Annotated in this window: 15 protein-coding genes; 2 read left to right on the top strand and 13 right to left on the bottom strand. The window is 52.4% G+C overall.

All coding sequences use genetic code 11. From position 1 onward, the window contains the following. Positions 1-175: 175 nt before the first annotated feature. The gene (locus A2V21_308580; GenBank protein ID OIJ74308.1) at positions 176-1093 is read right to left on the bottom strand and encodes a quinolinate synthase; all 918 of its coding nucleotides are present in this window, start codon (positions 1091-1093) and stop codon (positions 176-178) included. Between the two features lie 86 nt (positions 1094-1179). Between A2V21_308580 and A2V21_308575 the strand changes: the two genes are divergently transcribed. After that, the gene (locus tag A2V21_308575) at positions 1180-1734 is read left to right on the top strand and encodes an AMMECR1 domain-containing protein (GenBank protein ID OIJ74307.1); all 555 of its coding nucleotides are present in this window, start codon (positions 1180-1182) and stop codon (positions 1732-1734) included. Between the two features lie 199 nt (positions 1735-1933). Here A2V21_308575 and A2V21_308570 read toward each other — a convergent pair whose 3' ends face one another. From A2V21_308570 to A2V21_308545, 6 genes are all read right to left on the bottom strand, one after another. Beyond that, positions 1934-3130, bottom strand: coding sequence for an aspartate aminotransferase (locus tag A2V21_308570; GenBank protein OIJ74306.1), 1197 nt, complete (start codon positions 3128-3130; stop codon positions 1934-1936). A 50-nt stretch (positions 3131-3180) separates the two neighbouring features. Next, on the bottom strand, positions 3181-3687 hold the full coding sequence (locus tag A2V21_308565; GenBank protein OIJ74305.1) for a pantetheine-phosphate adenylyltransferase: 507 nt from the start codon (positions 3685-3687) through the stop codon (positions 3181-3183). Next, a complete protein-coding gene (locus tag A2V21_308560) occupies positions 3680-4240 on the bottom strand; it encodes a 16S rRNA (guanine(966)-N(2))-methyltransferase RsmD (protein OIJ74304.1) in 561 nt (186 codons plus the stop codon). The genes A2V21_308565 and A2V21_308560 overlap by 8 nt, the downstream gene beginning before the upstream one ends. A 4-nt stretch (positions 4241-4244) precedes the next feature. Then, the gene (locus A2V21_308555) at positions 4245-4679 is read right to left on the bottom strand and encodes a hypothetical protein (GenBank protein ID OIJ74303.1); all 435 of its coding nucleotides are present in this window, start codon (positions 4677-4679) and stop codon (positions 4245-4247) included. A gap of 91 nt (positions 4680-4770) precedes the next feature. Further along, the gene (locus A2V21_308550) at positions 4771-5490 is read right to left on the bottom strand and encodes an NAD-dependent deacylase (protein OIJ74302.1); all 720 of its coding nucleotides are present in this window, start codon (positions 5488-5490) and stop codon (positions 4771-4773) included. Positions 5491-5568: 78 nt separating this feature from the next. Continuing rightward, positions 5569-5829 carry a hypothetical protein gene (locus A2V21_308545; GenBank protein OIJ74301.1) on the bottom strand — a complete coding sequence of 87 codons (261 nt, stop codon included), beginning with the start codon at positions 5827-5829 and terminating at the stop codon, positions 5569-5571. A gap of 198 nt (positions 5830-6027) precedes the next feature. On the opposite strand from A2V21_308545, the gene A2V21_308540 reads away from it, so the two are divergent. After that, the gene (locus tag A2V21_308540; GenBank protein OIJ74300.1) at positions 6028-6438 is read left to right on the top strand and encodes a hypothetical protein; all 411 of its coding nucleotides are present in this window, start codon (positions 6028-6030) and stop codon (positions 6436-6438) included. Between the two features lie 824 nt (positions 6439-7262). Here A2V21_308540 and A2V21_308535 read toward each other — a convergent pair. The 6 genes from A2V21_308535 to A2V21_308510 all read right to left on the bottom strand — a co-directional run bounded on the left by A2V21_308535 (position 7263) and on the right by A2V21_308510 (position 13582). Next, entirely contained in the window at positions 7263-8972 is a 1710-nt protein-coding gene (locus A2V21_308535; protein ID OIJ75124.1) for a hypothetical protein, read from the bottom strand. 154 nt (positions 8973-9126) lie between these two features. Continuing rightward, positions 9127-9774: a hypothetical protein gene (locus A2V21_308530; GenBank protein OIJ74299.1), complete on the bottom strand. Its 648-nt coding sequence runs from the start codon at positions 9772-9774 to the stop codon at positions 9127-9129. Positions 9775-9980: 206 nt separating this feature from the next. Continuing rightward, complete coding sequence (locus tag A2V21_308525; GenBank protein OIJ74298.1) at positions 9981-10397, bottom strand: hypothetical protein; 417 nt, start codon at positions 10395-10397, stop codon at positions 9981-9983. Between the two features lie 237 nt (positions 10398-10634). Beyond that, the gene (locus tag A2V21_308520; protein OIJ74297.1) at positions 10635-11381 is read right to left on the bottom strand and encodes a bifunctional demethylmenaquinone methyltransferase/2-methoxy-6-polyprenyl-1,4-benzoquinol methylase; all 747 of its coding nucleotides are present in this window, start codon (positions 11379-11381) and stop codon (positions 10635-10637) included. A 112-nt stretch (positions 11382-11493) separates the two neighbouring features. Then, the gene (locus tag A2V21_308515; protein ID OIJ74296.1) at positions 11494-11922 is read right to left on the bottom strand and encodes a hypothetical protein; all 429 of its coding nucleotides are present in this window, start codon (positions 11920-11922) and stop codon (positions 11494-11496) included. Beyond that, positions 11912-13582, bottom strand: coding sequence for a 2-polyprenylphenol 6-hydroxylase (locus tag A2V21_308510; GenBank protein ID OIJ74295.1), 1671 nt, complete (start codon positions 13580-13582; stop codon positions 11912-11914). The genes A2V21_308515 and A2V21_308510 overlap by 11 nt, the downstream gene beginning before the upstream one ends. Positions 13583-13591 lie beyond the last annotated feature (9 nt).

Raw genomic sequence — 13591 nt, 5'->3', positions numbered from 1 at the left:
TTAATCGCTTCCATTTGATATCGCGCTTTCAGCCTGGCATAGGACGTAAGCTTGAAAATCTCATTAGACCACTGGAAGTCTTCGCCTGTAATAGGCGAGGGAATTCAGATCCCGTTGTGAGACATTAAAAAGCCCCGCCCGATTCATCGGGCGGGGCTTCACAATTTACAAAAAATCAAAAGTCCCTCGGAACCCGCATCATCCTGTCGAGGGTCGCTTTCGCCTTCTCCCTCACGTCCTCCGGAACCGTTACTACGTTCTTCATCTCGATAAGGCTCTCTTCGACGTCCTCAAGGGTCGTGAGCTTCATGTTCGGGCATATGAGCGCCCTCGAAGGCAGGATGAACTTCTTATCAGGGTTCTCTGTCCTGAGCTTGTAGAGTATGCCCATCTCGGTGCCGATGATGAAGGTCTTCGCATCGCTCGTCTTCGCAAACCTGTACATGCCTGACGTCGAGCAGACGTGGTCGGCGAGTTTTACCACCTCAGGGTTGCACTCGGGGTGGCAGACGAAGAGCGCCCCGGGGTTTTCCTCCTTGGCCTTCAGCACATCCTTGACCGTAAGCCTCTCATGCGTGGGGCAGTACCCGTCCCACCACTCCAGCTTCTTTTTCGTCCTGAGAGAGACATAATGCGAAAGGTTCCTGTCAGGGATCATGTAGACCCGCTCTTCGGCGAGCGAGTCCACGACCTTGACCGCGTTGGCCGAAGTGCAGCATATGTCGCTCAAGGCCTTTACAGCCGCGCTGGTATTGACGTAGGCCACAACAGGCACTCCGGGCCTGTTCTCCTTCTCCCTTGCGAGATCCTCAGGCGTTATCATGTCCGCCATCGGGCAACCGGCGTCCATCCTCGGCATTATAACCGTCTTATCAGGCGAGAGTATCGCCGCGCTCTCGGCCATGAAGTGTACCCCGCAGAAGACTATCACCCTGGCGGGGCTTTCAGCCGCGGCCTGGCTCAAGGCCAATGAGTCGCCGGTGATATCGGCAACCGCCTGCACCTCGTCCCTCTGGTAATTATGGGCGATCATTATGGCGTTCCTTTCCTTGAGAAGCGCCCTCACCCTCTTTTTAAGCTCTTCCTTTTCCAACTTGTCCCCCAGTCAAAATTGGTTTCAGCAAACTGTAATTATATGATAATATTCCAAAAAAGCAAACCACGACGATAGGTATACATATGTCTTTAAACGTACAGGAAAGGCAAGAGCTGCTCAAGGCCGCCAGAACCTCTATCGAGGCCGCGGTCACGAAAAAACTCAGTGTACTGAACCCTGCTCTGGAGTCAGAGGCCATCAAGCAGGACTCAGGGGCCTTCGTATCCATTCACAAGAACGGGCGCTTAAGAGGCTGCATAGGCGTATTCGCCTCGAAAGACCCGCTATGGAAGACGGTGCAGGAGATGGCCTGTTCAGCGGCTTCAAAAGACCCGAGGTTCGTGCCGGTTGAAAAGGGTGAGCTTCCTGAGATCGATATCGAGATATCGGTCCTTTCCCCTTTACGTCAGATAAAAGATATAAACGAGATAGAGGTAGGCCGCCACGGGATCTACATAATGCAGGGGCGAAACAGGGGTGTGCTCCTTCCGCAGGTGGCCTCGGAGCACGGCTTCGACAGGGAGGAGTTCCTCGACGAGACATGCATAAAGGCAGGCCTTGAGCCGAACGCATGGAGAGAAGGGGCGGATATCTATATCTTTGAGGCGGAGGTGTTCGGGGAGAGGGAGAGGGTTTAGGACAAATCTATTTTCTTCCATTTTTTTTTAAATAAGCCATGGCATAAGGCGTTGCGAGCCTAAGGATGGGGCGGAAAGCGAGCCAGAGCCTTATGCCCAAAAAAGCGCGGCAGCGCACAAAAGGTATCTTGCCATATCGCGGAAATGAGAAGAGGCCAGCCTAATAACGGCTGGCCTCTTTTTTTTAAATCCTTGCGGCTTACTTAAGCGCCCCTGCCGCCTCCCCTATCCTCTTGACGCCCTTCAATATATTCTCCATCGAGGTAGCGTAGGAGAGCCTTACGAAGTTATCGTCCCCGAACGGCTCTCCCGGTACAACGGCTATCCCAGCCTCGTCGATAAGATATGTCGCAAGGTCGACCGAGCCCTTTATCATCTTCCCGTTGTAAGACCTCCCGAAGAGGCCCGATACGTTGGCGAATACGTAGAAGGCGCCCTGGGGTGTTATCGCGCTTATGCCATTTATGGCGTTAAGGCCCGCGACCATGGCGTCGCGCCTCTTGCCGAACTCCCTGACCATCATGGCTATCGCGTCCTGCGGGCCGCTTATAGCCTCTACTGCCGCCCACTGGCTGATCGACGTGGGGTTAGAGGTAGACTGGCTCTGGATATTGGTCATGGCCTTTATTATCTCCTTTGCCCCTGCCGCGTACCCTATCCTCCAGCCTGTCATAGAATAGGTCTTTGATACGCCGTTTAAAACGACCGTACTCTTCTTGACCTCATCGGAAATGGAAGCTATCGAGGTCGCCTTGAAGCCGTCATAGGTGAGCTTCTCGTATATCTCGTCAGATATTATAAGGAGGCCGTTCTCAAGGGCTATCTCGGCGAGCTCAAGAAGCTCCTTTTCGGTATAAGCCGCGCCGGTGGGGTTTGAAGGGCTGTTTATGACGACAGCCTTGGTATTCGGGCCGATGCTCGCCTTGAACGCCTCGGGCGACATCCTGAAGCCGTCGGCCTCTTTGGTGTGGACGACCCTCGGGGTCCCGCCGCCCAGGGCTACCATCACCGGGTATGATACCCAGTACGGGGCCGGTATTATGACCTCGTCGCCGATATTGAGGACCGCCTGGAACAGGTTAAAGATGGAGTGCTTGCCGCCGCAGGAGACTATTACCTCGTCCCTTCCGTAGGTAAGGGCGTTGTCCCTCCTGAACTTCCCTATTATGGCGTCCTTTAGCTCGTTTATCCCGCCAACGGCGGTGTATTTTGTCTGCCCGTCGCGGATGGCCTTTATGGCGGCCTCTTTTATGTTCTCCGGGGTGTCAAAGTCGGGCTCGCCGGCGCCGAAGCCAACAACGTCTTTTCCTTCGGCCTTCAAGGCCCGCGCCTTGGCGGTTATCGCGAGCGTTACAGATTCTTCGAGTCCTGAAAGCCTTTGCGAAAGCTTGAACATATTAAAGCTGCTCCTTGATGAAATGTTCTAACCGGCCCTGCCCCGGCGACCTATGTCGCCGCGTCCAGATCCTTTTCCTTGAACTTTTTCCTGAGCTTCCTTGAGACCCCCGGCGTTACGAACGCGGCTACGTCCCCGCCGTAGCGGGCTATCTCCTTTATGAACCTGGAGCTTACAGGCGCGTAGTTGTCAGAGGTCATCATGAATACCGTCTCTACGGTCGGGTCGAGCTTGCGGTTGATGAGCGCCATCTGGAACTCGAACTCGAAATCAGAGACCACACGCAGGCCCCTCAGCACGATATTCGCCTTCTTCTTTTTCATGTAGTCCATGAGAAGGCAGTCGAAGCTTTCGACCTTTACCTTTTTGTACTTCCTTACCTCGTCGCGTATCATCTCAAGCCTCTCCTCGACGTCGAAGAAAGGGGCCTTGGAGAGGCTTTCGGCAACCGCGACTATAAGGACGTCAAAGAGCTTTATGCCGCGCTCGATGACGTCGAGGTGTCCCCTGGTGATGGGGTCGAACGTGCCCGGATATACGCCTATGTGCTTAGGCATCTGTACCCTCCCGGCGTCTCAGGAAATAGACCAGGGTGTCGCCGTACCCCCTCTGGTCAAATGATTCTATACCGGTGAAGTCCGCTTCAAGCGGGGCCCTCTTGCCGGACTCGGCCACTATTATCCCGCCGGGGGCCAGAAGGCCTCCGCGGTCTATCGCGTTTAGCGTCTCCAGAAGGAGCTCTGAGCTGTATGGGGGGTCGATTATAATCAGGTCGAAGCTCTCGCCCCTGCGCGCAAGATCGGCTGCCGCGGCGACGGCGTCTTTTTTTATCACGCGGGCTTGCTGGCCGCATAGCTCCATGTTTTTTCTTATAACGGCCAGGGACGCCGGGTCGCTGTCTACAAAGGTGGCTTCGACAGCCCCGCGGGAAAGGGCCTCTATCCCCATTGCCCCGGTTCCCGCAAAGAGGTCGAGCACGCTCCTGAAGGGAAACTCCCCGGGGAGTATGTTGAAGACCGCTTCCCTTACCTTGTCAGAGGTCGGCCTTGTATGGAGGCCCTTGAAGGGAGCGAGCCTCCTGCCCTTGAACCTGCCCCCGATTATCCTCAAAGCCCTACCTGCTGCCGGCCTCGGGAGCCCCGACGACCTTTATGGAGATGAGCCTGCTCCTCGGCCCATCGAACTCCGAGAAGTAAATGGCCTGCCATTGGCCCAGGGCAAGCCTGCCCTTTGTTACTGGTATGGTAACGCTGTTGCCTATCAGCAATGACTTCAGATGGGCGTCGGCGTTCCTGCCGTACTCGCCCTTATTGTGCTTGTAGGTGGGCTTATTGGGCACCATTTCCTTTAGGAAGTTATGGAAGTCCTCTTCGAGGTCCCTGTCAGCGTTATTGAGGTGAATGCTCGCCGTGGTATGGCCCGTAAAGACAAGGGCCGTCCCTTCGTAGATGCCGCTTTCCATCATAACGGCCTCCACCTGGTTTGTTATGTTGACCTCCTCGGTCTTGGCACTCGACCTTACCCTGATAGCGCTGGTAAAGACCTTCATTTACCCTCCTTGTTCTCGGTAATCTGCCATAAGCCTTTCTAGCCGGGCAGTATTATACTTTATGTCAGGTGCGAATTTCTACAGGAACGTCTCAAACGAGCCTTGGCATCAACTCCGCGGCCTTACCCGGAAGCCTGGCGTCCATTATATCAGACAGCGGCGTTGCCTCCGGGTTTATCTCCGCGACAAAGGCCCCCGCCCCCTTTGCCCTGGCCGCCAAAGAGGCCGCTGGCTGGACGATGCCTGAAGTACCTATCACCAGCATGCAGTCTGCCGATGAAGCGGCCTCGAAGGCCCTATAGAGGACCTCCTCGGGAAGCGATTCCCCGAACCAGACGACACCGGGGCGAAGGAGCCCGCCGCAGGAGCACCTGGGTAATATCTTTATCGGCACATCCCTGTTTTCACTTGAATTTCCGCACTCAACGCACCTGACGGTCCAGATGGAGCCGTGTATCTCAAGGACGTTCCTGCTCCCGGCCGCGCCGTGCAGGCCGTCCACGTTCTGGGTTATAAGGGTAAAACCCGGGGAGCGCCTTTCAAGTTCCGCGAGCGCGTAATGGGCGGGGTTTGGCCTGATCCCGGCTATTATCGAGCGCCTCCAGTCATACCACTCCCATACAAGCCTGGGGTCAGCCTCAAAGGCCTCAGGGGTGGCAAGCTCCTGGGGGTTGAAGTTACGCCAAAGCCCTTCAGCCCCCCTGAAGGTTGGCACGCCGCTTTCAGCCGATACCCCGGCGCCGGTAAGCACCACCAGAGAGCGGGCCGCCTTGAGCCTTTCCCTTACAGATCCTATAAGCCCTGATTCCATTTATCTGAACGGTTGATGGCGGAGGGTGAGAGTTGCCGGGGCAAGGGCCACGGATAGACCTAAACTTAACGGGACCGGTCAGGTCCTGAACTTGCCTTCCTTGGAGATGACCCCGTTTCTTATGGCGTCCCTGATTATCTTCCGGGCGTTCTCGATACTGCCCTCTTCAACGGCTATCCTCGTTTCGAGGTACGCGCCCATGTCTGTCGCGAAGCGCACCTTGCCGAGCGTCCTTATCGAACACGTGATATTGCGCCCCTCCATGAGGGTCTCTATTACGCTCGCGTCAAGGTCGTTGTAGAAAGAGTACAGGTCTATGAAGTTGATCCTCGTAGCCATAAGCGGATAGCATTATACGGTAAAAAGCTGATTTTGTCAAATATTGCCTTGGGTTAGGCGGCCATGCGGCTATTGGGGCTAAAAAAGCTCCTTAACGGGAATATCTGCATGCTATGTACCTATATATTACACCGAATCCTTGACTTTTGGGCTTTATGCCTGCAATAATTAGTCAATTTTTGATTGGGAGGGTCGACAGTGCGCATAAAAAGGTCTTTCGGGGTCTTTGCCGCTCTTTTCGTCTGGGTGATGCTCGTTGGCATGGGGAAGGGCCCCGGCTCTGATGTGCCGGTCCCTGAGATCAGCTTTAACGCCACAGTAAAGGACGACCAGGAGATAACTACAAAGGTCACCAACGCCTCATGGGAAGGGAACATCTTCTTCATCGGCAACCGCGGCAAAGGGACGGTTACCGTCTCATTCGAGAAGATAAAGAAGATTACCTCGACAGGGACAGGCAACAACAACAAGAGCGATTTTCAAGTGACGATGAAGAGCGGGGACGTGGTGGCGATAAGCCTGGAGAACGACCAGCGCTTCCTCGGCACGACCAGCTATGGCACTTACAGGATTTTAGCGAAGAATATAAAAGAGATATCGTTCGAGTAAGGCGGGGCGGTCATTGCGAGGAGCGAAGCGACCGAAGGATCTCGTATTGAAGTGAATGGTGGGCACAGCGCACCCTACAAGACTGTCATTGCGAGGAGCTTTAGCGACGAAGCAATCTCATCATTTAGAAAAAGGCGGGTGAAAACCCGCCTTTTTTATTTCTCGGTCACCCTCTCCCCTTGGGGAGAGGGGGGCTAAGCGCGGGATGAGGGAAGATTCAGTTTGTCATTCTGAGCGGAGCGAAGAATCTGATTTTGTCCTTGTCGCCAAATACCGTTTGCGACCTGCCGGGCTTCTTTGGGCATAGGGCTCCAGTCGCTATCCGCCCCCTGCCTCCTCGCTCGCCCTTCCCCCAACCTCAAGCTCCTTCCGCCTTATGCCCCCTGTGCCTTTAAAAAAATGGTGCGCACAGCGCACCCTATGCGGCTGTGTCGCTAAATATACAATGGTGGGCGGAGCCCACCATTGTATATTAGAACCAGTGGATTTTAAGGCCGCAACTTGGTAAAAGTTACCCCGGGACGCCGGGGTAATTACGGGGGAGATGAGCCTATGCCACCCTTTGGCCTGTGAGCCTGATGTGTAGATTAGGCGGACCCGTGCTTTGCTTTAAAGGTCGAACGGTATCTTAAGCCTCGCTTGGGATGAGCTTGTATTTGCAAGGTTGACCTGAACGAAGCATATCAGCGGCGCCCCCCCGAAGTGATACCGCTCAAACGCGTATAGTCAGAAGGCTCCTTTATTAATACCTTTCTTGATTCATTTAAGTCTTACAAAAAAACTCTTACTCCATTCATGCGAGTGGTATTTTATCTACGTTCTTCTTACACCTTAATTTCGTAATGCTTAAGGATATTTTCGAAAACCGTCTTGTGATTTTCTTTTAGTTCTGTAGGAGTCCAGCTTTTGTACTTTTGAAGTACCCGCAGCGAATTTGGACAGGTGTCAATACTTTTACTGAAGTATTTATTGACCTTTTCTTTGTAGTCCAACCTACCCTGCGAAGTATTTTTGCGTCTAGTGATAAGAACCAGATTCCCCAGTCTATGCGTCCATTCTTCCCGCACCTTGGGTGCGAAGTCTTTTATCCACCGGCTATCCTCTGCAGGGGTCTGAGGGAGAATATGTTCGACTGACAAGGTTTCAAAGTGCATCTTCTGGTCGTGGTTCTGATACAAATAATCAAGCTTCAAAAGCATATAGAGAACAAATCGCTTCCCGTATACTAGCCCTTCAAGTATCCGGGCAAAAGAGTCTTTGTCGATATTAAAGCATCCAGAGCGAAAAACATCATCCGGCCTTTTTGAGGTATCAATAGCCTTTATAACATTATTCATCGCTTCTATACGCTCAGTTGGCGAATATTGGGCTATCCAATCGCCCGAAAACTTATTATCGAGCTTTGTTAAAAGCTCATATAGTCTATCATAGTTGAATTTGTCAAAATAACGTAGCAAAGGCGGTACCCAATCTGTAGATGGCAGACCGGTAAGCATCACCTTGATTAGGTTGTCAAACTCGAAGCTCTTGCCGACCTCATCATAGTTTTGGCCTCCTAACAGCGCCTTATAATGCTTTAAATACTTCTCGACAAGAAGAAAAGTATCTTTTCCCTTCTTAAGCAGAGCTGGCTTTTTCTTCCCTGTAGATTTATCCTTTTCTTTCGGGTCATAAATCTTATCCTCGAACTCCTGCAAAAGGCTAAGGCGTGCCTTTTCTTTAACAAGAATAGTTCGAATATAGTTCAGAAAACGGTCAAAGTCATCGCCAAGCTCGCCCTCTGCCTCTTCCCACAGCTTTGCATATTTGAGCTTATCTTTCTCTGTTTCCAAAGCTCCCAGATTCAGAGACTTTAGAATATCACTATTACGAAGTGGGATACCACGATTGTTGAGTATTGTGAACATACGGAATGCGTCTTCCAGGTTCTCTGTGGCAACATAGATCATTAAAACATTATTTGCTATAAAAGTGAGTAATTCATCGGGTTTTGAAGCACCCTCCTGCTTAAAATATTCCCGAATTTCCAAAATGGCTTCCGCCATATTTCTTACAGATACGTCCTGTGTTTTCTTCGCTATCTGCTCTATCGCTTTTTCGTCACTCGTGCCGTCTTTGGTTTTAACGTATTGATCAATAAACTCTTGAACTACATCACGTATAGCAAAAACCACCCTGACTCGTTCGGGTATTTTTTCAACCTTGTCGGCTTCTTGAAATATATATTCCTGACATTTGTTTTTGATACTAGGGTCATTTGAGAGGTCTCGAATAACAGCCATCAAAAGAAGCAGGGTCGTCATTCGCTGCTGTCCGTCAAGCAGGTCATTTTCAGGAAACTTCCGCCCAAGCCCTGGGTCTGCTGGCTTTGCTTGAAAAACAAAAGAGCCGAGAAAATATTCTGAATCCGGTTTCTCGCTGTGTGCAAATGAAAGGTCATCTAAGAGATCCGTAATTTCCTCATATCCCCACACATAAGGCCGCTGATATTCTGGGATTCGAAACCACATTTTAAAAACATCTTTAACAAGCATCTTCTTGCTATCGATCTCACCTTTTTTCAGCACTACAGACCTCCTATTTTACTCGAATCCCGCCCGATCAGAGTAGGCAATCGACCTCAAACTATTCAGACGGGATGCTATTAGCGGTTTAAGTTCCGGATTATTATCTGCTTCATTCTAACACTCAGCATTTCAGCTTAACCCGAGCGCTACGGACTAAATCCGTATGCGCTTTTACCACTTCATCAGCCAAAGAGTTCAGTTCTTCTATAGCCTGACGATAATTTTCAGGCTGTGTTATCTTCCATTCTGGTAGCACATAAGCACGTTTTTGATCTATGTCGTATGTAAGGAATGTATTCTTGCTATAAGAATCAAGATACTTTTGCACAACGTTGCGTAATTCTCTGCGCTTCTTTTCCAATTCTGAATCAAGAAATTCGTATTCTGGCTTGTTCCAATTATAATAAAAATCTTTTAATTGAGATAATTGCTCCGTTTCGAAGGAACCAAATCCCATATCAAAAGTCTTAAGGAACTCGATACTGCCAGAGGATGGGAGCGTATCCAGAAACTTGGCAAAAAGAGTTTTATCCGTCGCCTTTTGATCAACAGCCTCTTGAAACTCAGCCTTCATCTCCTCAACAGATCTGTTCACCTGTGCTTGAAGTTCTGCCTTGTGTTCTTCGAGCTTCTTATCATATTCATGCTTAACAAGCTGCTCAATTCGAGATCCAAGCCATTTTTTGCCAAGAAACACAGCAATGGCGATGAGAATCCCGGTTCCTCCGAGACTGGTCAATAACGCGGCGATAAAGGCCGGCCAATCCATGCTACTACCCCACTTTTTGGTTAATCCGCACGCACCCGGTCAGCCCTGTAGGGTGCGCTCTGCGCACCATTCCTTTTCCGCACTGCCGTGCGGTTCGAGGGCTAAGGCTCGTGTCGCTTTCTCCCCCCCTGCTCGTTCTCCCCCGGCTCGCTCACCTTACCCTCAGGGTTCTTTTAAAAACAACTTAGCGTCGACGGCAAAGGGTCCTATCCCAACGCCGCCAACAGGTTCTTGAAGTGTATCGCTGTAGCGGTGTCTCCCGTTATCTCAAGCTTCCTTGAGAAGAAGACAGTGTCCGGGTCTTCCTTGCCGAGAAGGACGTCCATGAGGACGCTCATCTCTCCCTTCATGGTGACGTCCGGGGCGCGCACACTATGCGGCTTGACCTTTATGTCGTTGTCCTTTATATGCATGAAGAAGCCCTTGCCGAGGTCCTTTGCCTCGAACATGAATACTTTGTCGTCGAGCTCGCCAAGCCGTTCTCTGAACGACGGGTTCTTCTCGAGTATGCTCTTGATGAATACACCGACGCCTATGGCCTCCATCCAGAGGGGGATCGCCTTCAACGGCAGGCGAAGGCCCTTGTAGAGCTCTTCCCTCAGCTGCTTCTTTATCTCTTCCATTTCAATTTTCACCTGGCTTGATTTTCCGCTATGTTCAGAATGATTTTCTTATACCCCTCTTTCCTGAAGAGGGGATGGGGAGCTTATCCGCAGGGTGCGCCGTGCGCACCAAAAATAATCCCCCTCTATCCCCCTTTAGAAAAGGGGGATAGATACCTTGTAATTGCGAGCGTGTGAGGGGAAGCAATCTGGTTTTAATTAATCAATCCTTTGATATTGCTTCGACGCAAAAAAAACCTACACCTTCACCCCCACGTGCACGGCCGCTATGCCGTTCATGAGGTTGTGGTATTTTACCTTCCAGAGCCCGGCCCCCTCCATTATCTTCTTCAGCTCCTCCTGCGGCGGGAACTTGCGGATAGACTCTGGCAGATACTCGTACGCGCTCCTGTTGCCGGTTATCATCTCGCCCACGTTCGGGATGAAGCTGAACGAATAGAGGTCGTAGGCCTTCTTGAATAGTTTGCTCGTCGGGTGCGAGAACTCAAGGCAGATGACCTTGCCTCCGGGCTTCACTACCCTTGTCATCTCCCTGAAAGCCCGGTCGAGGTGCGTTACGTTCCTTATGCCGAAGCCGACGGTTGCGCAATGGAACGTATTATCATCGAAGGCTATGTCCTCGGCGTTGCCCTGCACGAAGCGGATGTTCTTCAGGTACCCGCGGTCAACGCACTTCTCCTTGCCGTATTTAAGCATCTCGCCGTTTATGTCGAAGACGACGATATTGCCGGCTTCGCCGACCCTGTCTGCCATGAGTAGAGATATATCGGCGGTGCCTCCGGCGACATCTATCGCCGACTGCCCGGGCCTCAAGCCCGTCTCAGCGGCGACGAACCTCTTCCAGAACCTGTGGACGCCGAAGCTCATTAGATCGTTCATGAGGTCATACCTGGAGGCTACAGAGTCGAATACCTCCCTGACCTTCTTCTCTTTTTCACCTTCCGGGATGGTCTGGTTCCCGAAGTGGGTCATCTTCTCGGACATCTAAAAACTCCTTATGACAAAATCTTCTTTGTCGCAGAGCGTCAGCACAAAATAGACCAAGGCGCGACGAAGGCGAGTAATCTCCCCTTCCCCTCTTTTTTAAAGAGGGGAATTAAAACTCGAACGGCTCGTAAACCCCCGCCTGCCGCCTCGCTGTCGCGGTCTTGCTCCTGTAGCTCCCCTTTTTATATCTAACGCCCTTCCTCATCAATATCTTCTCGATATAATCCAGGTGCGGGCACGGCGGATAATGGCCGTTGTCTGTTACCATGCATGACGAAAGATGGAAGACGATCTCGTCCTTTTCTATCTCCGCCTTCTTCTTGGCCCTCTTCACCAGATGAGCCACAGACCGGGATATCCTCCTGCCGGGGCAGCCGCCGCAGTTGAATGGCACAGCCATTATCTCGGCATCTTTGGGATATCCCGCAAAGGCGTCTATCCTTTTAGAGAATGAGTTTACGCAGCAAAAGCCGCTGCAGCGCTCCTTCGCGAAGTCGCACTGTATTATGGCGACCACCTTTACCTTGCTATCTTCCATTCCTGCCGCTCCTCCTGAAGAGCCTCAAGCCCATAATGGCGGCGACCAGGTAACCGGCGCCGCTCAACACAGGGAGGCCCAGAAACGTCGTCGCCTCTTTCGAGAAAACAGCCACGAGCGAGGCCCCTATGACGAGCGCGGCTACGACTATGCCGCCGCCTATCCTCCTGCCGGCGTTCTCAAGCTCGTTTGTTACCTCTTCAAGCCTGTGGTGGACAAAACCTATCTTTATGTCCTCCCTGAGGGTCCTTCTCAGGAGGGTATTGAAGTTAACCGGCAGGTCAAAGGCCGTCTCCATTATCTCTTCGAGCTTCTCCCTGCCCCTCTCGGCTATCATCTTAGGCGAGAGCTTCTCTTTCGCCATCCACTTGAAGATAAGAGGCTTGGCGACCTCCCACATGTTTACATCCGGGTAGAGTTGCCTGCCCACGCCCTCTATTATGACCATCGACTTCTGAAGAAGAAGGAGGTTGGGCTGAAGCTTCATATTGAAGCGCTTGGCAGTCTGGAGGAGCTTCATAAGAAGCCCCGAGATGTCTATCTTCTCAAGGGACTTGCCGAAGATGGGCACCGATATGTCGCGGAGCGCCTCCTCGAACTCAGAGAGGCTCACGTCGTCGCCGATAAGGCCCATCTCCCTGTGCACAAGGGCCATCCTGTAGTAGTCCGAGCGCACCAGGTGGAAGAGCATGCTGGCGAGGTACTTCCTCAAGTCCCTGTCGAGCCTGCCGATGATGCCGAAGTCGAGATAGATAATAACGCCGTCGTCCCTTACGAAGATGTTGCCGGGGTGGAGGTCGGCGTGGAATATGCCATGCTCGAATACCTGCTTGAAGAAGATGCCTATGCCGCGGACAGCGACCTCTTTGATGTCTATGCCCTTGGACTTGAGTGTTTCGACCTCGTCTATCGGCGTGCCGCTTATGCGCTCCATGGTGAGGACGTCCTCTGTGGTGTAGTCCCAGAAGACGCGCGGTATCTGGATATGCGGGTCGTCCTTGAAGATATCGCTGAAGCGGTTCAGGTTGACGCCTTCGATGGTCAGGTCCTGCTCGCTCTTTATTACCCTCTCGAACTCGCTTACCACCTCGTGCGGCCTGTAGCGGCGGGCCGCAGACACGTACCTGTCAAGCAACCCGGCGATGGTGTGCATGACCGATATGTCGGAGGCGATGACGCGCTCTATGCCCGGCCTCCTGACCTTGACGGCGACCTTGCTTCCGTCAAATAGCTCCGCGTAATGGACCTGCGCTATCGACGCAGAGGCCACCGGCTCAGTGTCGAAAGAGGCGAACTTCGCCCCTATGGGCGCCTTGAAAGAGCCTTCTATTATCCGCCTGACCTCCTCGAACTCTACCGGCGGGACCATGTCCTGGAGCTTTTTGAACTCCTCGACCCAGTCCGGCGGGAGGATATCGGCCCTTGTAGAGGCTATCTGCCCGAGCTTTATGAAGGTCGGGCCAAGCTCTTCAAGCACCAGGCGTATGCGCACCGGCGCGCTTAAGTCCCTGGCCTTCTTCGAGATGAAGAGCCGCTCTATAGCCGGGACGAACGAGGGCAACACCCTCAGGTCCCTGGCGAGGCCCCCGAAGCCGTACCTTATGAGGGTTATGACTATCCGATTGAGCCTGCGTATGTTTTTGTAAGCGCTCGCTGCCATAGGGTGCTG

The sequence above is a fragment of the Deltaproteobacteria bacterium GWC2_55_46 genome (assembly GCA_001595385.3).
GTDB lineage: Bacteria > Desulfobacterota > GWC2-55-46 > GWC2-55-46 > GWC2-55-46 > UBA5799.
This window is presented reverse-complemented; position numbering and strand designations above follow the sequence as displayed.